Annotated in this window: 17 protein-coding genes; 5 read left to right on the forward strand and 12 right to left on the reverse strand. The window is 43.4% G+C overall.

Features of this window, described 5'->3' with window-relative positions:
• The first annotated feature begins 60 nt into the window (after positions 1 to 60).
• Positions 61 to 363, forward strand: a complete 303-nt coding sequence (locus LC036_RS07885; RefSeq protein ID WP_226580699.1) for a DUF3784 domain-containing protein — start codon at positions 61 to 63, stop codon at positions 361 to 363.
• 78 nt (positions 364 to 441) lie between these two features.
• On the opposite strand, the gene LC036_RS07890 is transcribed toward LC036_RS07885, so the two are convergent.
• From LC036_RS07890 to LC036_RS07900, 3 genes are all read right to left on the reverse strand, one after another.
• Positions 442 to 1,164 (reverse strand): amino acid ABC transporter ATP-binding protein, encoded by a 723-nt coding sequence (locus LC036_RS07890; RefSeq protein WP_226580702.1) that lies wholly within the window; start codon positions 1,162 to 1,164, stop codon positions 442 to 444.
• Positions 1,164 to 1,820, reverse strand: coding sequence for an amino acid ABC transporter permease (locus LC036_RS07895; protein ID WP_226580705.1), 657 nt, complete (start codon positions 1,818 to 1,820; stop codon positions 1,164 to 1,166). The genes LC036_RS07890 and LC036_RS07895 overlap by 1 nt, the downstream gene beginning before the upstream one ends.
• 124 nt (positions 1,821 to 1,944) lie before the next feature.
• Positions 1,945 to 2,754 (reverse strand): glutamine ABC transporter substrate-binding protein, encoded by an 810-nt coding sequence (locus tag LC036_RS07900; RefSeq protein ID WP_226580708.1) that lies wholly within the window; start codon positions 2,752 to 2,754, stop codon positions 1,945 to 1,947.
• A 264-nt stretch (positions 2,755 to 3,018) separates the two neighbouring features.
• Between LC036_RS07900 and LC036_RS07905 the strand changes: the two genes are divergently transcribed.
• Positions 3,019 to 3,888, forward strand: a complete 870-nt coding sequence (locus LC036_RS07905) for an STAS domain-containing protein (protein ID WP_226580711.1) — start codon at positions 3,019 to 3,021, stop codon at positions 3,886 to 3,888.
• 66 nt (positions 3,889 to 3,954) lie between these two features.
• On the opposite strand, the gene LC036_RS07910 is transcribed toward LC036_RS07905, so the two are convergent.
• The 9 genes from LC036_RS07910 to LC036_RS07950 form a co-directional block, all read right to left on the reverse strand.
• The gene (locus tag LC036_RS07910; protein ID WP_226580715.1) at positions 3,955 to 5,250 is read right to left on the reverse strand and encodes a (Fe-S)-binding protein; all 1,296 of its coding nucleotides are present in this window, start codon (positions 5,248 to 5,250) and stop codon (positions 3,955 to 3,957) included.
• Entirely contained in the window at positions 5,243 to 6,646 is a 1,404-nt protein-coding gene (locus LC036_RS07915; RefSeq protein ID WP_226580718.1) for an FAD-binding oxidoreductase, read from the reverse strand. The genes LC036_RS07910 and LC036_RS07915 overlap by 8 nt, the downstream gene beginning before the upstream one ends.
• 15 nt (positions 6,647 to 6,661) lie before the next feature.
• Complete coding sequence (locus tag LC036_RS07920; RefSeq protein WP_226580721.1) at positions 6,662 to 7,555, reverse strand: MurR/RpiR family transcriptional regulator; 894 nt, start codon at positions 7,553 to 7,555, stop codon at positions 6,662 to 6,664.
• 13 nt (positions 7,556 to 7,568) lie between these two features.
• Positions 7,569 to 8,405, reverse strand: a complete 837-nt coding sequence (locus LC036_RS07925; RefSeq protein WP_226580723.1) for a carbohydrate ABC transporter permease — start codon at positions 8,403 to 8,405, stop codon at positions 7,569 to 7,571.
• Between the two features lie 19 nt (positions 8,406 to 8,424).
• Positions 8,425 to 9,318, reverse strand: coding sequence for a carbohydrate ABC transporter permease (locus LC036_RS07930; RefSeq protein ID WP_226580726.1), 894 nt, complete (start codon positions 9,316 to 9,318; stop codon positions 8,425 to 8,427).
• Between the two features lie 754 nt (positions 9,319 to 10,072).
• A complete protein-coding gene (locus tag LC036_RS07935) occupies positions 10,073 to 11,449 on the reverse strand; it encodes an ABC transporter substrate-binding protein (protein WP_226580729.1) in 1,377 nt (458 codons plus the stop codon).
• 55 nt (positions 11,450 to 11,504) lie between these two features.
• Positions 11,505 to 12,410, reverse strand: coding sequence for an N-acetylmuramic acid 6-phosphate etherase (gene murQ, locus LC036_RS07940; RefSeq protein ID WP_226580732.1), 906 nt, complete (start codon positions 12,408 to 12,410; stop codon positions 11,505 to 11,507).
• Positions 12,403 to 13,365 (reverse strand): N-acetylglucosamine kinase, encoded by a 963-nt coding sequence (locus LC036_RS07945; protein ID WP_226580735.1) that lies wholly within the window; start codon positions 13,363 to 13,365, stop codon positions 12,403 to 12,405. The genes murQ and LC036_RS07945 overlap by 8 nt, the downstream gene beginning before the upstream one ends.
• Positions 13,366 to 13,627: 262 nt before the next feature.
• Positions 13,628 to 14,701, reverse strand: a complete 1,074-nt coding sequence (locus tag LC036_RS07950) for a hypothetical protein (RefSeq protein ID WP_226580738.1) — start codon at positions 14,699 to 14,701, stop codon at positions 13,628 to 13,630.
• A 211-nt stretch (positions 14,702 to 14,912) separates the two neighbouring features.
• Between LC036_RS07950 and LC036_RS07955 the strand changes: the two genes are divergently transcribed.
• The 3 genes from LC036_RS07955 (at position 14,913) to LC036_RS07965 (ending at position 19,279) form a co-directional block, all read left to right on the forward strand.
• Entirely contained in the window at positions 14,913 to 16,163 is a 1,251-nt protein-coding gene (locus LC036_RS07955; RefSeq protein WP_226580741.1) for a PucR family transcriptional regulator, read from the forward strand.
• Between the two features lie 105 nt (positions 16,164 to 16,268).
• On the forward strand, positions 16,269 to 17,399 hold the full coding sequence (gene ald / locus LC036_RS07960) for an alanine dehydrogenase (protein ID WP_226580744.1): 1,131 nt from the start codon (positions 16,269 to 16,271) through the stop codon (positions 17,397 to 17,399).
• 179 nt (positions 17,400 to 17,578) lie between these two features.
• Positions 17,579 to 19,279: a M4 family metallopeptidase gene (locus LC036_RS07965; RefSeq protein ID WP_226580746.1), complete on the forward strand. Its 1,701-nt coding sequence runs from the start codon at positions 17,579 to 17,581 to the stop codon at positions 19,277 to 19,279.
• Positions 19,280 to 19,294 lie beyond the last annotated feature (15 nt).

The following is a 19,294-nucleotide window of genomic DNA, read 5'->3' on the forward strand; positions in this document are numbered from 1 at the left end:
TTCCAATAGTCCTTTTTCCACCTTTGGAAAAGGGGTATTAAAAAGATAAGGAGGAGAAATATGGAATTCAATCCGAATCTACTTATCCTTGGTGTGGCTTTGTTGGTTCTGTCTTATTTTGTAGGCGTGAAAAAGCAGACCTGGATGTTAAGTGGATATAACAAGAGCAAAGTCAAAGACAAAGACAAGTTAACGAAAATTATGGGAGGTTACAACCTTCTTGCAGGCGGAATTTTATTTATACTTTCGTTCGTATTCACAGATACCAGCAATCGTGCTGCAGAAATCTCTATAATTCTTCCGATCGTTTTAGGCTACATTCTTATTTCCATTTATGTTCAGGTCAGAATGGTAAAAAGGTAGTTCATCACCATATAGATGTAAACCAGTAGAAAAGTTAAATGAAAAAAGCAGAAGTGGGATATCCCACTTCTGCTTTTTTTATAGTACTTTACTTAAAAACTCTACCGTTCTAGGATTTTGAGGGTTTCCAAACAAATTAGCCGGGACATCCTCCTCCATAATAATTCCTTCATCCATAAACAGAACACGATCTCCCACTTCCCGGGCAAATCCCATTTCGTGCGTCACTACAACCATAGTCATCCCTTCGTGAGCCAGTTCTTTCATAACTTCCAGCACATCGCCGACAAGCTCAGGGTCAAGAGCAGAAGTCGGCTCATCGAAAAGCATAATTCTTGGTTCCATTGCCAGCGAACGCGCGATCGCCACGCGCTGCTTTTGTCCCCCTGATAAACTTTCAGGGTAAGCATCTGCCTTATCGCTGAGCCCTACTTTTTCAAGCAAAGGAACAGCCACTTTCTCTGCTTCTTTTTTATTCATTTTCTTTACTTTAATTGGTCCGATTGTAATGTTCTCAAGGACGGTTTTATGCGGAAAGAGATTAAAGTGCTGAAAGACCATCCCGACACGTGACCGAATATCATTAATATTGATCTTAGGATCGGTCAGGTTATCCCCTTCAATCAGGACGTCCCCTGAAGTGACTTCTTCCAACAAGTTTAAACACCTCAGAAATGTACTTTTCCCAGATCCGGATGGACCAATGACGCAGACAACTTCTTTTTCTTTAATTTCCACGTTAATTCCTTTTAATACTTCAAATGAACCGAATGATTTGTGTAAGTCTTTCACGCTGATCATTAGACATCCAGTCTCCTTTCAACTCTTCTCAAGTAAACCGCAGTTGGTACAGTAATGATTAAGTACATGATACAAACCATCGTAAGTGCCTGGAAAGCCTGAAATGTCATCCCGTAATATTGCTGTCCCATATACAATAGCTCTCCAACAGCAATAACAGAGAACAATGACGTATCTTTCAAACTGATAACGAACTGATTCCCCAGTGGTGGAATCATGCGGCGGAAAGCCTGGGGCCATATAATGTAACGCATCGTCTGGTTACGCGTCAGCCCTATGGAGCGTCCTGCTTCTTCCTGCCCCTTATCGATGGAGTAGACGGCTCCACGTACAATTTCTGCAATATAAGCACCTGCATTAATAGCGATAGCGATAATAGATGCTGTAATTTTATCAATATTTACATCCATCAAGTCAGATAAACCAAAATAAATGAATAAGATCTGAGCCAGAATCGGTGTTCCACGTACCGCTTCTACATAAACGGTAGCAATACCGTAGATCAGCTTGTTTTTAGATAATCTGGCAAAACCGAAAATTGCTCCTAGTACGAAACCGATAATCAGACCAACAAATGTGATTAATAATGTCCATACCAAACCTTCAAGCAGGAAAGGCATGACACGATAATAGTGGGATTCCGTTATAAACTCCATATATGTACTCGCTCCTTGTGTATTGAGTTGTAGGATTCATGCCCTATATAGGATAGAACGCATACTTTTGCATTGGAAAAGCGTAACAAGTGTGTTTCTTGCTACGCTCTCCATTCTTTTCTTATTACTCAGAAGACTCTGTGCCGTATTTGCGTTCTCCGAACCATTCTTCATAAATATCATCATACGTCCCGTTATCAATCAACGTCTGCAACGCTTCGTTGACGTCTCCTACGAGTTCAGAGTCTTTTGGAAAGGCAATGCCGTACTGCTCCCCTTGTAGAATGTCTCCAGCGGTTTTTAACTTTGCGCCTGAATCATTGGCTACATAGTACTGTACATTTGGAACATCATACATTACAGCATCAAGACGACCGGACTCTAAATCCATATAGGCTTCTACAATCCCCGGGAAAGTGATTAATTCAGCATCCGGGTGATTCTCAGTAATATACGTTTCACTTGTCGTACCGGAACGTGTTCCTACTTTCTTGCCTGCTAAATCTTCTTCGGATTGAATTTCTTCATTGTCCGCATTTACAGCTAACATAAGACCCGCATCATAGTATGGGTCAGAGAAGTCGATTGTTTCTTTACGTTCTTCTGTAATCGTCATTCCGGCAATCCCGATGTCATAGCGCCCAGACTGCATACCGGCCACAACACCATCAAACTTCATCGATTCAATTTCTACATTGAACCCTGCTTCATCTGCAATTGCTTTAATCAGATCAATATCGAATCCCTGCATTTCTCCCGACTCTTCATCCATGAATTCAAACGGAACAAAGTTATTATCTGTTGCCACCGTATACGTTTCTTTAGATTCGTCAGATCCGGAATCACCGGAACTAGAAGATTCATCGCTGCTCCCACATGCTGCAAGCAGCGTGCTTAATACAAGAACCATAAATAAGTACCATTTCGACTTCATTCATCTTCCCCCTTTTGTTATATGACTTCTATTATCTCAAATTTTACCACTATTTTAAATTTTCTAAATAATAGATATTAACCCTTTTCCGACTGAATTTGACACTTTACACGAATATTTATACACTATGATAAGTTTTTCGCTTTTTTTATCTATTTTTCTTCGTTTTACTACAAAATAAGTTTATATGTGATTGAAAATATACTCAAAGGGTATAGGATTAACATTGTGAAAATTTTAAAAGAGATAAAGGAGCAGATGGACATGTCGCATGAATATCAATTGGATACGAAAGATTTTCACTCTTTGAAAACGGCGTCCCAAAAGATGTTTAACGTGATTAGCGAACGTTTGAATGTACAAACCGCCTACGTCACAAAGAGAGGCGAGACAGCTATGACTGTCCTCAGTTCTTTTAATAGAGAAGAGGAAATTATTCCTGAAGGCTATTCTGTGGAGTATGGGGGGACGTACTGCCGTTATATCATCAATAATAAAGAAAGTTCTTTAACAACGGACAATTTAATGATGGATGAACTGACAAGAGATCTCGAGGTCTCCTCCCAATTACAGGTGAAGGGTTTTCTAGGAGTTACCTTAGTTGATACAAGCGGGGAAGTTTTTGGTACGCTCTGCGTTATGGACAAAGAAGAAAAAAACTTCTCGGATCAAGATATTAAGTTTCTTAAATCAATGGCAGATGTCCTCTCTCATCTGATTGAACTGGACCAGACCCAATACAATATGGCACTCTTGAATGTTCCGATTATCCCTATTACCAAAGGGGTTGCTATCTTTACGATCCAAGGAATCATAGACCAGCACCGGGCAGATAAAATCATGAAGAATGTCCTTGAGTATGGAGTGGAACATGATGTGGACTACTTTATCATTGATTTAACTGGTTTAGTCATTTTAGATAAAACCTTCCCGAAAGTCATCGTAAACCTTGTTCAAGCCTTGGAGGTTATGGGGATCCAGACGATTATGACCGGCATAACTCCTGAAATTGCTCAACGGGAAATGAAAGATACGAATCTTATCAAGATGAAAACAAAAACCGTCTGCGATTTAGAATCGGCCCTTTCTTACATAGGTTTTACGTTAATAGAAAATCAATCAAACCCTGTCTGAATAGACAGGGTTTTAGTAAGCGGGTGAAGAACAGAAAGAAAACGCCTCCCTAAAGAGACGTCCTCTCTAATATTTAGGCTGGGGGTCGGCTTCCATAAGTAAATCTACCAGATGGACAGCATCCATCTTCCCACTTAACCCTTCACGCTCTACTCCAAGCTTCATTTGCAAATGACAGCCTGGATTGGATGTGACAATCCGATCCGGTTTCACACCACATACGTCTTTCATTTTCACATCGAGAATGTCCATTGCCTCTTCATAATTCACGATATTGTATACCCCCGCAGACCCGCAGCAGAACTCAGGACGTTCGAGCTCTCTCAACGTTAATCCTGGAATCTGCTTTAGTAATGCCAAAGGCTCATCGGTTACTTTTTGAACGTTCCGCAGATGACAGGAAGGCTGATACGTAACCGTCCGATGGAGCTCCTTCTCAAATAAAAGACCATCCATTTCCATCAGCACTTCAGAAATATCCTTTACGCGCGACACAAACGCTGATGCGCGTTCATGCCAGGATGATCCTTCCTCAAAAAGGTGCGGGTATTCAACGAGACGCGCGCCACATCCCCCTGCATTACTAACAATATAATCAAACCCTTCTTCCTCAAAAGCTTCAATATTCTGCTTAGCGAGTTCAATGGAATGATCAACTTTTCCGGAATGGGCATGAAGAGCACCGCAGCACGTCTGCTGTTTTGGAAAAACGACTTCTGCACCGCTGCGCAGAAGCAGCTCCATTGTGTTTTGGTTGGTTTTATAAAAAACGCTGTCCATTATGCACCCTTTAAAAAAGCCCACTTTCGCACATGATGGACGTTTTCGGACGTACCGGCCCACACGCGCACGCCTTTCCTTGGGAGAAGGCATACTAGGAAGGATCGTTTCAAACTTATCAATAGGCAGGGGCACACGTTTGGTCAAGCCAAACTGCTGGGATATTTTTTGAAGTCCGCTGGTTTGATAGAACCAAGTCGCGTTTCCTAACGAGTTCATCCATTTTGACGAAGGAAAGAACGTTTGAAAGAAGAAGTCCTCCATTAACTTTCGCGGTTTAGCCTTTTCACTCTCATCGTCAACCACTTGTTTCGCACCTTCAAAGATTGCACCATACTGGACATTTGTTGGGCAGACGGTTGTACAGGCCATGCATCCCAGGCACTTTTCGATCGGTTCACGCAAGTCTTCAACGGACGCTTTCCCTTCTGCTACCATCTTCACCAAATTAATGCGGCCCCGGGGAGAATGCGTTTCTTTCTCCATCGTTTCATAGGTCGGACAGGCAGGAAGGCAGTACCCGCATTGAACACAATCAAATGTTTTATCATAATGCAGCTTTTCTTTCAGCAGGCTACTCATGATGCAGCACCAACTTCTGTCCTTTTTCAGGAAAGACTTTCCCCGGATTTAAGATTCCATTCGGATCCCAGCTGTCTTTGATCCGCTTCATCATATCCAATCCAACTTCTCCGAGTTCAAGTTCCATAAACGGTGCTTTCATTGTCCCTATTCCATGTTCACCAGACAGGGTACCACCCAGATCCAAGGCAGCCTGAAACATCTCTTCCACTGCCATCTCCACCCGTTTCATCTCTTCTACGTCCCGTTTATCACAAAGAATATTGGGGTGCAGATTGCCATCTCCTGCATGTCCAAAAGCGACGATCTCTAGATCATACTTCTCTTTCAACAACTGCAGACGGTCCATAAAATCTGGAATTTTACTCCTGGGAACCGTGGCATCTTCTGAAACTTTCGTCGGCTTAATTTTTGCAATCGCCGGCGACACCTGCTTTCTTGCATGCCAAAGCTTTGCTGCTTCTTCCTCACTTTTCGGAATAAGAATTTCTTCAGCACCCATGTCCTGCATGATTTCTTCAATAAGACCACGTTCAACACCTAACGTTTCCGGATGCCCATCGAGTTCAATAATAATAACCGCTGCTGCATCCACGGGAAGCCCGGCCGGCTGGAAGTTTTCAACAGCTGTAATACATGCCTGGTCCATAAATTCCATTTTTGCAGGTAGTATTCCGGATGTGAGCGTCTGGGAGATCGCTTCTCCTGCCTTTCTTACCTCATCGAAAGCGACCATGATGGTCTGAACTGCCGGGGGTTTGGGCATCAGCTTTAAAGTCGCCCCGACGATGACAGCAAGCGTCCCTTCTGACCCTACAATTAATTTCGTTAAATCAATCCCCGTCACGTTCTTAATCGTTTGGCCGCCCGTCTGGATGATTTCTCCTTCTGGTGTAACAACCTCAAGGCCAAGTACATGGTCTTTTGTCACCCCGTACTTTAGTCCACGCGGACCACCCGAATTCTCTGCGAGGTTTCCACCAATTGTTGCCACATGAGCACTACTGGGGTCAGGGGCATACATCAGACCGTGCTCTTCAGCAGCCTTATTGATATTGGCAGTTAAGACACTTGGGGCAACTGTAACTGTGAGATCGCGAGGACGAAGATCAATAGACGCCGGCCACTGAGACATATCAAGCACAATGCCTCCATGGACAGGCAGGGGTCCTCCGCTTAAACACGTCCCTGATCCGCGTGGGTGGACTGGAATCTTGCAGCGATTCGCCAACTTTAAGACGTCTGATACTTCCTGCTTTTCCTTGACTTGAACTACGACATCAGGCAGGTGTTCCCCAAACGAAGCATCAAAACTGTAACTGTGCCTGTCAGCAACTGATGTCAGTACACGAGATTCAGGTACGAAGCCCTTCAGTTCCTCAATCCATTTCTCCATCCTCTCATCTCCCTCTTAAGATTTCTCCTGTTTTGGACGACTCGGTTTTTCTTTTAACAAATCCATCACATCAGTAATCTCATTGAAGTAATTAGAAGCCTGCTCCCATTGATCTGTGACCAGATTAACAAATAGAATATCAATCATATGCAGCTGAGCGAGTCTCGATGATGTAGCTCCACTGCGGAAGGGGGCAGGAATTTCCCTTGAGGCAGATATATAGAGCGGGACGTCCGCATGGGCAGACACAGCGGATTGTCCATAGCGGGTCAAACTAATTGTCTTCGCTCCCTTTTTCTTCGCAATTTCCATAATCTTTGCCGTTTCATACGTTTCTCCTGAAAAAGAAATGCCGACAACCACATCCTGTCCGCCCACGTTGGCGATGTTCATAGCGGCGTTATGTAAATCTGTAAAAGCTGACGTCGCTTTGTTCATCCGCAAAAACTTCTGCTGGGCATCCTGAGCAATGATCCCTGATGCACCAACCCCGAAGAAATGAATGTTTTCCGCCTGTTTCAAAACATCGACGGCTTCGGCTAATACCGAATAATCCACCATCTCTGTTGTTTCCTTAATGGCTTGTAAACTATTATTCGTAACCTTCTCCACAATGGAGTCAGAGGACTCCCCCGGCTGGATATCTCTGAACCGGGCTTCTGGTTTCTTCTGTAAATCCCCGGATATTCGGAGTTTTAATTCCTGCAGCCCTTTCAACCCGAGTGATTTACACAGCCGGATGACCGCTGCACTGCTTGTTGAACTTAATTCTCCCAATTGGGAAGCCGTACAGTGGATCGCTTCATGTGGCTGTTCCAATATAAATACGGCAATCTTTTTTTCTGAAGGCGGAAGCTTGTCTTTCATTTCATTAAGAATAACAAGCCCGCCCGTTAATGAATTCTTCATGTTCTTCACCACTCTATCCTTTAATTGCACCTTCAGTCATCCCTTTCACAATTCTTCTTTGGAAGATCGCATATAGGACGATCACCGGGATGATAGCGATAACAAGACTAGCAAATAACGTCCCCCATGCGTTGGTATATTGAGTTTCGTTGCTGATATAATCGATCGCCAAGGCAAGCGTGTAATTTTCTTCTGTCTGCAGAAAAATCAAAGCCATAAAATATTCATTCCAGAACTGGATCATATTCATGATGGTCACGGTAATGATACCTGTAGTTGAAAGAGGCGTAATGATCCTCCACAAAATACCATAAGGAGACATCCCGTCAATCGCTGCTGCTTCTTCCAGAGATTTTGGTATCGTTGCCATAAAGCTCGTTAATACAAAGATACTGAAAGGAAGCTGGCTGACAGCATAAACAATACTTAACCCAAAGATATTATCTAATAAATTTAACTGCATCAATAAAAAGAACAGCGGAATCCAGCCCAGAACCATCGGGATCATCATCGCAGATATATATAAAGTGAACAACAATCGGTTGCCGCGAAACTTGATCCTCTCCAGGGCATAGGAAGTTGGAATGGCCATTGCAAGAGTCAACGTTGCCCCAATCCCGGTCACTAGAAAACTGTTAAACACGCTGGTATCAATGTTGTAATTGGTCCATGCATCGGCAAAATTGGAGAAACTGAAGGACTCAGGCAGGCCCCAGGGATTAGAGTAGATTTCTGCATTGGATTTAAACGCTCCAAGAATCATCCAGAAAATGGGATATAGAACAGCTAAAGACCATATGATCAGTGGAACACGAACGATCGTACGCGAAAAAAATTTACCTATATTCACTCGATTCCCCTCCTCACAATTAATACTCCACTTTTTCTCTTCTCATTAAAAACTGCATGATCAGGACGGTGATTAAAGATAAAATCAAGATCATCACACCAATGGTTGCCCCATAACCAAAGTTGTATTTTACAAATGCCTGTTCATATAAATAGGAGCCCATCACATGCGTGGAGTTGTTCGGACCGCCTTTTGTCATCACCTGGACGATAATAAAAGAACCGTTCAATGTAGTAATGATAATATACAGGATTGATATTTTAATCTGCGGCCAGATCAAAGGAAGAGTAACCTTCCAGAACTGCTGCCACTCTGTCGCTCCATCAATCTCAGCTGCTTCATAGTAACTCTTCGAAATATTAGAGATCCCGCCCATCAGCATGAGCATAAACAGACCGATACCTGCCCATACAGAAGGCAGCACGAGACTTGGTAACGCCCAGTCTTCACTGCCAAGCCAGGGCTTCGTCCAGCTTTCCAATCCAATAAGTTCAAGACCAGAGTTCACAAGACCAAGACTTGGGTTATAGATAAACATCCACAAGATCCCGATAACCACAACAGACATGATATTAGGAAAAAAGAACACAATGCGGTAGAAAGGGGCTTCTTTAATTTTCATCTGGGTTAAGGCGACGGCAAAGAACGTCGATAAAATCATAATTCCAATCACCTTCGCTACCACAAGGAAATAGTCATGAAGGATGGTTCTTGGGATAATGTCATCACTGAACAGGCGGCGGTAGTTATCAAATCCGACAAACTGTGCCAGCGAAGATGCGCCTGACCATTCAAAAAAAGAATAATAAAGGCCGTTAAATAATGGATACAGGGTAAAAACAGAAAATAAAAGAAACGTTGGAACCAGGCAGAAAGCCAGGAACAAGTTCCGTTGTCTACTGGATTGAACCATATTTATTACACCTCTCACTTTGATCTAGTCTGCCTGCAGCTTCTCTCTTACACGTCTTTCTCTTAGCTTCTGTGAAACTTCAATGTCGACCTTCCACATAATCTCCCTACTCTTGAAAACACAGTTTCGAGATCTCAGGGTAAGTTTTAGGGGCTACAGGAAAAGGTTCGCTTTCCATGGGGCGGGCGCTGAGCCTCCTCGGACTCTGTCCTCCGGGGCCTCACCTGTCCCGCAAATCCCATTGGAGTCTCACCTTTTCTCTCCGCCCCTTGCCTTATTAGTGTTTCGAAACAGATTCATGAAACTTAAAATCCAGTGATAACAAGCCTTGCATATTGAAAGACTTTATAGAGCTAGAGCGCTATATCCATCTTTAATATGGATGACGGAAGACGCTCCTTATTAGAAAGAGGTACGTTTCTCAAATTCATCGATTGGTGAGGTTGGGAAGCTGGGAGACTCCCGTGGGAGAAGGAGGCAGGGGGAGACCCGCAGGGCGTCAGCCCGAGGAAGCTTCCCAGATCCCCCACAGGAAAGCGAGCAGCTTCCCAACCTCCCCTGACTCTTATTAAGGCAATGAACCTCTTGATTCCTCGAAATCGCTGTCTTACACAATCCTTCTACCAACAATACCTTCTCTTAAGGGAGGTGTTCACAAACTGACTTCTACTATGGTACACATGCATGAAGCTTACAGTAGAAGATAAGGAAAAAGGAATGTGAAGACGATCCGCCTCCACATTCCTTCTTATAACTATTCCAGACTGCTGCGGTACTCTGCCGCTGCTTCTTCAGCCTCTTCTACAAACTCTTCTGCTGTAATATTGCCAAGCATAAGGGAAACGAGAGAGTTGCTGATTGGAGTTTCAAGTTCTGAACTCATCGGATGTGGCTTTTGATGAATCTGTACCTGCTCAGGATCATTAATCATTTCATTCGCTTCAATCAGGAAGGAAGGCACTTCTTCACTTGAAGACAGATCAACACCCTGCAGGTTCATAATTGCTCCTGTATGTTCAGAGAAACTTTTCGCGTATTCTTTTGTGAAAACAAACTCCACGAACGCTTTTGCTGCTTCTGGATTTTCTGCTTTTTCAGCAATGGCAAGCGGGCGGAGGTCCGGGACAATCGTATACGGCTCCCCTTCATCCTGCATTGGAGATGGAATAAATCCATATTTAAAGTCTTCAGGTGTATCGTTGGCCATTTCATTTGGAAGCCAGAAACCAACTGGGATAAAGGCATTTTCATGTAATAGGAAATTCATTTGCGACTGGGTATGATTCAAAGCGCCGAAACCAGAATCAATCATCCCTTCCTGCTGCATTTGTTCAACTTTTTTCATAACATTAAGAACAGGTTCGCTGGACCATGCCCCTTCTTTACCTGTAATCACGTCATTCAGCAGTTCATCTCCACCAGCTGCTCCAAAGGCAGGATAAAGCATACCGCGTAGGAAGTAGTACGGGTACTGACCGGTTGTGACAAACGGTGCAATGCCTTCCTCTTCTTTAATTTGACTCATCGTATCCATAAAGCCAGGGAAGTCTTTTGGAACATCCCAGTTGTTCTCTTCAAACCAAGCATCGTCATACCATGTTCCCCATGTATCGAAAACCAAAGGAAGGCTGTAAATTTCTCCATCATACTTAGCCGGATCTACAATGAAGCTTTCACCTAAAGCTGAACCATCTTCCAGTTCCACACCATTCATCCACTCTGTTAGATTCATCAGCTGTCCATCTTCAACCATCTGCGTTTCACTTGAACCGGCGCCATCGATATAGACAACATCCGGCGGATTGTCTGAAACCCAGCGGGAACGCATCTCTTCATTAATATTTGGACCTGCATGTTCTGTGATGGTGACATCCGGGTACTCTTCCTGAAAGTCTGCAATCACTTCTTTCCACCACGAATCTCCATATCCACCTACAAAGTACTGAATTTCAAGTTCCCCGGCAATTTCTCCAGAACCAGATTCCCCAGATTCCGAAGACGTATCCTCATTCGACCCTTCCCCGTCTGTTTCTTCCGTTCCTGCACCAGGCGCACATCCAACAAGTAAAAGAAAACTAAATAAAATACCTACCATCAACCAAGCCGATGTTTTTTGAAACATCCTCAACATAAGCTCCCCCTTTTGATTGAATTATTCTATTTGAAACCACTGTGTGGTCTTCAAATCAACATGAACGTTCTTCAGCTTTCCTTAACTGTCCATCATGATCAGCCAAAAGTTTCAACGCCTGTTCAAAAGATACATTACGTTTCAGCATTAAGATGGCGGGCTTCACTTGAAGTTCTGCTTCTTTTAATGCCTGCTCTGCTTCCTCATATGTAGCTGTTGTACATTCCATTAGAATGCTTTTCGCCCGCTCCCGCAATTTATGATTGCTGGCATGAACATCAATCATTAAATTCTCGTATACTTTGCCGAGTTTAACCATCGCTGTTGTACTCATCATATTCAAAACCATCTTATGAGCAGTGGCAGACTTCAGCCGCGTCGAACCTGTCAACACTTCCGGCCCGACAATGACCTCAATCGGACACCGGGCCTTCCGGCTGATTTCAGAATGTTGATTACAGGATAGGGAAATCGTATAGGCTTTCTTTTTATCGGCGTAGGTTAACGCTCCAATCGGATAAGGTGTCCGCCCGCTCGCCGTAATGCCTACGACGACATCCTTACTTGTGAGCCCCTTTGCTTTTAAGTCCTGCTCCCCCTGGGCAGCATCATCTTCTGAGTTCTCTTTTGCCTGTGTAAAGGCTTGTCCTCCTCCAGCCATCACAGCTTGGACCATGTCAGGATCTACCATGAATGTGGGGGGGCATTCGGATGCGTCTAAGATCCCCAGTCTCCCGCTTGTTCCCGCACCGACATAGAAGAGCCTCCCGCCATTTTTCAAAGCTTCGACGATGTGTTCGACAGCTGTAGTTATAGACGGAAGGACCCGTTTGACGGCTTCTGCCACTTTTTGGTCTTCTTCGTTCATCACGGTCAGTATTTCCAGCGTCGTCATCTGATCCAAACGTCTGGTTTCTGGATTTCTTTGTTCTGTTGTTAAAAAGGTTAACGAATCAGTCATTGTACATCCCACCTCTATAGGGTTTAGCGAGTAAAGCTGCTCCATATTCCGGTGATGCGTATGATGGAGTAAAGGTGCCTAGTTCTTGTTTTTTCAGTTGTTGTTTAAAATGTTCTCTTACAATAGAAGAATATGTAAAAATAGAACCGGCGACCGTTACACACCCTCCAGGTTTCAATCCTTTGTTAATGAGACTTTTCACATGAAGCACCAGTTCTTCCGCTGCTTCCTCTAGAATTTCAATAGCTGCGGCATCACCCATTTCAGAAGCTTGAATGACACAGGCTGCGAGTCTTGCAATCTCATGCTTTTCACGAGGATGCTGGTAAATGTAGCGTACAAGATGATGAGGACTTTGAAGTCCGCACTCTTTTAATAGTAAAGCCGTTATTTCTGTTTCCGGCCCCCGTCCATCTACCGCTTTAGCGACTTTTGACAGCGCTTTCAAAGAAATGTGATAACCGCTTCCTTCGTCACCAATGAGGTGTCCCCATCCTCCGCATTTATGTATGTTTCCGTTTTCGTCCATGCCTATAGCATTGGATCCAGTGCCTGCAATGACCAGTATTCCTTCCTTCACTTCTGGTGGAAGAGCTCCTTTTAAAGCTGCCTGAGTGTCCGACCCAATAAAAAAGTGACAATTTTCAGACATTCGAAGGTTAAAAAAAATAGACTGGATCACTTCCGTCATCTGTATTTCATCTTCTTTCCGACCTACACCTGCAAGACCAAATCCTACCCCTGTAATTTCGGCGGGATGAATACCATAGCGTTTTAACCCCTCATCAATCAGGGATTCCAACCGTCTTCCAGATTCATTGAAACCAATGGTATGAGGATTTGTACCGGCCCCTGTAATCAACAATGGTTGTTGTGGGGCTGTGTTTTGGCTGGCTTCAAGAAAAAGACAAGTTGTCTTTGTTCCTCCTCCATCAATACCAATCACATAGTTCATGAACAGCCTCCAAATGATTTGTTAATTTTATTATAAAGTTCCTGATTTTTCATGTCAATGTAATGTCTGTTAATTTGTAATTTCATTTCAAGAAGATTCTATTACCGTATAAAACACTCTGAGTCACGCAGTGCCACTCCAAATTCTCCCCAAACTTATCAGAGTTCTTTTAGATTAGAGAACATCATAGAACAATATAAAAAAGCCTCGGTTACCCATAGGAATAACCGGGGCTGATAGAATCTTGTTCTTTTCACATAAACTAAGCGGCTTGACTGCTTTGTTTTTTCCGTTCTGCTTTTAATCGGAATGGGGCACGGATTAAAGCAAAGATGAGGAAAACACCTAAATAGCCGATCACAGGATAGAAGAAGGCGACAAGTTCTGTAAAACCGACAAAGCTTAATCCAAATGCAGCAGCACCTATGATAAGAACAAATTGCTTATGTTTCTTTGTTCCGACTTTAGTAAAACGGGCAGCAAGCGAGAAGAACATGCTGACGGCTGTATTGAAGACCATACCGAAAAGCACAATCGAGTAAAATAAGCCTAGAACTGGAGAAAGTTGATCCACCAACGCTAACAATGGCATATCATAGCCTGCAACAGCATCCACTTTTGAAAAGATAGCCAGGTGACTAAGGATAATCATTAATCCCAGCCCAAGACCTCCAACCAATCCTCCAGCAGCGGATATTTTTTCATTCTCCTCATTCCCCCCCATGAGCAGGGCCATAGATGCGCCAACAGCAATATTGAAAGACACATAATTGATGGCTGCCATAAACCAATGGGACAGAGCAGATGGCTGTTCCAGAGCGAACGGTTGAAGCTCTGAAAATGTTCCTTCCATTGTAAAGAGGCTGTACGCCGCGATTATAAGAACCGTGATGATTAAAAACGGTGTGATGCTTCCAATCACCTGAATCACCCGATTGACATTCATCATAACCGCAAGTGTAACGATTATAGTCATAAAAACAATACCGGATGCCTGGGACAGGCCAAACTGCTGGTGGGGAATAGAACCTGCCCCGGCAATCATGACTACGCCGACGCCGAACAAAGTAAGAATGATGACAGCGTCAATGACCTTTCCAAGGTACCTGCCGCTGATTCGATAAATGGCTTCTTTATGAGATTTCGCCTGCATACGAGTTCCAAGTGTCGTTAACATCATTCCCATATAGGCGAAAAGGGAGGTCGCAACTACAGCTCCGATTGTGCCTAAATAGCCATAGCTTGTGAAATACTGCAGGATCTCCTGCCCGGATGCGAAACCAGCTCCTACGATGATGCCGATAAAAGCACTTGCGATTTTCAATATTCTCTTCATAAAAATCCTCCTTATGTAACCATGATTACTAGAATTTACGAGATTGATCGGCATTGCGTTTATGGAGAATTTTCATACCATTTGTTCTTTTCCACAAAACACTCTCTCTATATTCGTCTTTTTCCACAAAATAATCAAGAGTAAAAAGTTGATGCTTGTTCAGCCGGAACAATGGTAAAATGGTAGTAATTCAGGAAGAAGGAGAACGTCTATGAACCTCACATCACGCGTATCCCATTCATATAAAGACCTATTCGATTCTCCGGAAGGGCTTGCGGATCAAATTGCCGAGAACCTTGGCTGTCCAGTTACCATTGAAGATGCCAACCATAAGATCGTTTCTTACAGTAAGCATGAAACGAACGTGGATGATGCAAGAACAGCTACCATAATGAGAAGAAAAGTACCTGAGCAGGTGGTTAATGGATTGTGGAAACAGGGCATTATGGCTCAGCTTTTTGAACATGGAGACCCTTTATTTATTCCGGAGATGAAAGAAATCGGCCTCGGAAATCGACTTGCGGTTTCGGTTCGAAATAAGAAAGAAGTTCTTGGCTTCATCTGGGCTCAGACCAACGACCGGTCTATTACTGAAGACCATATAGAGGAAATGAAAGAGGCCGCTCAATTCGTCAGTCATTATTTACTCCGCCAGCAAGCGAAGAAAAGAAAAACAGAAGAAAACCGAAAAGAGTTTTTCTGGCAGTTGCTGACCGGGTCCTTGCAGAATGAAGCTGAAATCAAGCAGCTTGCAAAAAGATTTCATATGAATTTACAAGGACAGCTCTGTGTAGCGATCTTTGAATTCACCGGAAATATGAACCAGTCGGTCGAACGTCATGCATATTATCTGACCGAAACCCTCCAGCAGACAAAGATCGTCAGTCGTATCTTTGATAATCAGCAGTTGATTTTGTTAATACGAACAGATAAAAAAGAGGATGCAACGATGATTAGTGAAGCCTTTATCCGTGACTTCACACAAAAGATGAGAGAACGTCTCGGGTTTGAAGCCGTTAAAGGTGCATTCGGGCAGATCTATGATTCTCCTGTTCACGTTAACTTCAGTTACAAGCAGGCGTTGAAGGTTCTCGAACTGAAAGAACAATTTCCATCCCCCCTTCACCAGGTCGACTATTATCAAGACCTTGGGATCTATCAGTTCATCAATGAGTTATCTGCGTTACAAAAGAAAGAAAACTATCGAAATGACGCCTTAATCAACCTTAAGGCCTATGATAAAAGAAACCGTTCCATGTTACTAGAAACACTCAAGATCTTCCTTTTGCATAACAGCAATGTCCACAAAGCAGCGGAATCCATGCATATTCATACAAACACGCTGAATTACCGGTTGAAAAGAATCAGGGAAATCGGGAATATCGATTTTAAAAATGCCAATGAAAAGACAATGTTATTTCTAGACCTTTTAATTGATGAAAGCGAGAGAGAGGATTTGTGATTTTACACAAATCCTCTCTTTTATTTTTTCATTTTCACCTAATTAAAAATAGGACCTTTCAGGCTATACTTTCTTTACATTCAATACGAAAGGTGGTCATTTCTAATGATTATCGGAATTCCCAGAGAGATTAAAAACAATGAAAATCGCGTTGCCATCACTCCATCAGGTGTTGTAAATTTACGTAAAGCCGGCCATACGGTTTTAATAGAAACGCAGGCCGGTCTTGGCAGTAATTTTACAGATGAAGAATACAAAGCATCTGGTGCAGAGATTATCGGGAACGCTTCCGATATCTGGGCAGAATCAGAAATGGTCATGAAAGTGAAAGAACCTCTGGCCTCTGAATACAACTATTTCCGTAAAGGGCTTATCCTCTTCACCTACCTTCACCTGGCAGCTGAACCAGCGCTCACAAAAGCCCTTGTAGAAAATGAAGTGACAGCGATTGCTTATGAAACGGTTACCGTCGATAACAAACTACCGCTTCTTACACCGATGAGCGAAGTAGCCGGACGCATGGCTACTCAAGTTGGTGCTCAATACCTTGAAAAATCCTTTGGTGGAAAAGGCATCCTGCTTAGCGGTGTACCTGGCGTATCCAGAGGAAAAGTTGTCATTATCGGCGGTGGAATCGTCGGGACCAATGCAGCTAAAATTGCCGTCGGATTAGGAGCGCATGTAACGATTCTGGACTTGAATCCAAATCGACTGCGTGAATTGGATGATCAGTTCGGCGGTGACGTGCAGACGCTGATGTCCAACCCTTATAACATCGCTGAATCGGTTAAAGAAGCCGACCTTGTTATTGGCGCTGTCCTTATTCCAGGAGCGAAGGCCCCTAAATTGGTAACAGAAGATATGGTAAAAGAAATGACACCAGGATCTGTCATTGTAGATGTCGCCATTGATCAGGGTGGAAACTTTGAAACGGTGGATCATATCACGACTCATGATGAACCAATTTATGAAAAACATGGTGTGCTTCATTACGCTGTGGCGAACATTCCAGGTGCTGTTCCCCGCACATCCACCATTGCATTAACGAACGTAACGATTCCTTATGCTCTCCAGATTGCATCAAAAGGAGCAGCAGCTGCAATTGAGGAGAACAAGGCTATTGAACAGGGGGTAAATACCGTCAACGGCCACCTTACGTATAAGGCTGTAGCACAGGACCTTGGTTATGATTACACTCCTGTCCTTGAAGCCCTGAAACAACCCGCTCAACTATAATGCTAAAGTCCCCTCCTATGCATAGGAGGGGACTTTTTTACTTCTTTAATTATCATGATGAAAGTCTTAGGACATCAGACTATACCGGTATTTTCTGAAAATACAAACAGTTCGATAGACTCTGTATGATTCATCCATTATTACCTATAATTGGATGTATTCTGACAAGGAGGTTGATTATGAAAAAGAAACATGTCATTCCAATGGCCGTTCTATCATCCGCATTATTTATGGGTACAGTCGCTCCTATCCAAAGTCACGCCATCAGCGAAAACAGCACGCAGGTACATGCCGATCTAGAAAAAAAGAATGTACATAAGGAAAATGGGAAGCCATTCTTTGTCAAAGAAAAGCAGGCAGAAAAGCAATCCGCTGCTAATGAAAAAAATGCAAAAGCCTTTTTAAATAAAAGCAAAGAAGCCTTTAATATGAATTCACCTGAAAAAAGTCTGGGTTCTGCAAAAGTGAAAGAAGATAAACTCGGGATGAAGCACGTCACACTGCAGCAGGAGAAAGATGGCATCCCTGTGGAAGGGAATTTCGTTAAAGTTCACTACAATCACGACAATCAGATTCAGTCCGTGAACGGGCAGTTTGATTCTTCTATCGAATCAGAACAAATGACAACAAAACCTTCTCTTTCCGGGGATGAAAGTTTAACTATTGCCAAAGAGGCTGTCCAGGCGCCGGATCAACTGGTGGAGGATCCATCTTCCAATCTGGTCATCTATCCATCCGGAGACGATAGTTCTCTTGCATACAAAGTAAATGTGAACTTCCTTGGTGAACATCCAGGAAATTGGAACGTATTTGTAAATGCCCATACGGGTGAAGTTATTGACTCGTATAACAAGATTATGCATGCAGACGGCTACCTGCCTGCTAAAGGCTCAGGAACCGGGGTTCTCGGTGATCACCGCCTCCTTCATATCACGCATCAAAATGAAGAAGGCGTGGGTCCTAATGGGACAGACTTTTACCTGCATGATAATTCCCATAAGGGTCTGGAAGGCATTTACACCTACGATTTTAAAAATTCCTGGGACTATCCTAATCTTCCTGGTGAATTATTCAGCTCTAGTAACGCTTCGTTTAACGATGACTATGAAAAGCCGGCTGTCGATGCGCACTATAATTCAGAGGAAGTCTATGACTACTACCTTGAGGAACATGACCGTAACTCTATTGACGGAAAAGGTATGGCCATCAAGTCCACCGTTCATTTTGGAGAGGACTATAACAACGCCTTCTGGAATGGTCAGCAGATGACGTATGGAGATGGAGACGGAGAGTTCTTTGTTCCTCTATCCGCAGGTCTCGATGTTGCAGCACATGAAATGACGCACGGAGTAACGACGTACTCAGCCAATCTTAATTACCGTTTCCAGTCCGGCGCTCTAAACGAAGCTTTCTCTGATATCTTCGGTGCACTCGTAGATGAAGAAGATTGGGAAGTCGGTGAGGATATTATGGCAGATGAAGCTAAAGCATCCGGGCGGACGTCGCTGAGAAGCCTGAGCAACCCAAGTAAATATCCTGTTGGAGCAGATTACGTCCCTTATGGAGATGGAAACGGAAAGTACCCATCCCACATGGATGAGTATTATGACCTTCCAAGAGAGCTTGATAATGGCGGTGTCCACATTAACTCATCCATTATCAATCACGCGGCATATATTACCGGCGAACAAATCGGCAAAGAGAAGTTAGGACAGATTTATTACCGTGCCTTAACGGTCTATCTGACCCCAACCTCTGATTTCAATCAAGCCAGAGAAGCGATTATTCAATCCGCTGAAGACATTTACGGCGCAGGCAGCGAAGAAGCCTTTGCAGCAGAAGATGGTTTCAATAAAGTAGGAATCACTGGGCAGCAGTAATACTGTTCCCATGAA

This window comes from Halobacillus litoralis (assembly GCF_020524025.1).
In the GTDB taxonomy this organism is placed as follows: Bacteria; Bacillota; Bacilli; order Bacillales; family Halobacillaceae; genus Halobacillus; species Halobacillus litoralis_D.